This is a genomic window from Solirubrobacter deserti (genome assembly GCF_027587175.1).
GTDB lineage: Bacteria > Actinomycetota > Thermoleophilia > Solirubrobacterales > Solirubrobacteraceae > Solirubrobacter > Solirubrobacter deserti.
The window spans coordinates 1-811 of sequence record NZ_JAPCID010000123.1; the positions used below are offsets into that span (position 1 = coordinate 1).

1 protein-coding gene is annotated in these 811 nt (G+C 76.7%); it reads left to right on the top strand.

The features are described 5' to 3' along the window. A partial coding sequence (locus tag OJ962_RS34210) for a C40 family peptidase (protein WP_270006960.1) occupies window positions 1–811 on the top strand: 811 nt, incomplete at both ends.

Sequence of the window (811 nt, forward strand, 5' to 3'; positions counted from 1 at the left end):
CGCCGGTGGCGGCGCCCGTGGCCGCCGCGCCGGTCGATCCCGCCGCCGCGGCCGGGCTCGCCGGGCTGCCCGCGGACATCGCCGGGCCGCTGCAACAGGCGATCGCGGCCGGCAACGGCCCGGGCCCGAAGGCGCTCGCCGCGATCCAGGAAGCGTCCAAGCACATGGGCACGCCCTACAAATGGGGCGGCTCGACGCCGCAGACCGGCTTCGACTGCTCGGGCCTGATGCAGTGGTCTTACGCGCAGTCCGGCATCCAGATCCCGCGCGTCACCTACACACAGATCGAGTCCGGCACCGAGGTTGCCGACCGCAACCAGCTCAAGCCCGGCGACCTGGTGTTCTTCGCCGCCAACGGCGACGTCCACCACGTCGGCATGTTCCTCGGCGGCGACAAGTTCCTGCACGCGCCGAGCACGGGCGACGTGGTGAAGGTCTCCAGCCTGAGCGAGCCGTACTACGCGGGGCAGTTCGCGGGCGGGCGCCGCTTCGACGCCGCCGCACCCGTGGCAGCGGCGCCGGTGGCCGCGCCCGCCGCCCAGCCCGCGCAGCTCGCCGCGCAGCCGCCCGCGATCGACCCGACCGCGGTGGCCAAGGCGCAGGCCGCCGTCGCGCGCGGCGCCGCCGAGGCGCGCCGCAACGACTCCCAGAAGGTCATGGCCATCGCGCGCGCCGAGGGGAGGAAGGAGCGCGCCGAGCGTCACGCGTCGGCGATGTTCCTGAAGGCCGTCGACCCGTCCGAGGCGGCCCGCCGCCGCGAGCTCGCCGGGCAGCCCGCGGCCGTCCCGCCCGCGCCGCCGGCCGCGGCCCC